1 tRNA gene is annotated in these 231 nt (G+C 44.6%); it reads right to left on the reverse strand.

Annotation, left to right across the window (positions count from 1 at the left end):
• Nucleotides 1-136: 136 nt before the first annotated feature.
• A tRNA-Ala gene (locus tag FHD02_RS24945) sits at nt 137-212 on the reverse strand.
• Nucleotides 213-231 lie beyond the last annotated feature (19 nt).

Below are 231 nucleotides of genomic sequence, written 5' to 3' on the forward strand. Positions count from 1 at the left end.
TCATTTCTTGTTTACGGAGAAATGAAACAGTGTGTCGTTTCAATTTTCAGCTTGATCCAGATTTTTAAAGAGCAAAACTTCGCAGTGAACCTTTTCAGGTACACTCTGAAGTTTTATTGGGTTGTTGCAGTAAAGATGGTGGAGCTATGCGGGATCGAACCGCAGACCTCCTGCGTGCAAAGCAGGCGCTCTCCCAGCTGAGCTATAGCCCCATCGTAGTTAAAACCTCTT

It is taken from the genome of Citrobacter sp. EC_71 (assembly GCF_019584005.1).
Classification (GTDB): Bacteria; Pseudomonadota; Gammaproteobacteria; order Enterobacterales; family Enterobacteriaceae; genus Citrobacter; species Citrobacter werkmanii.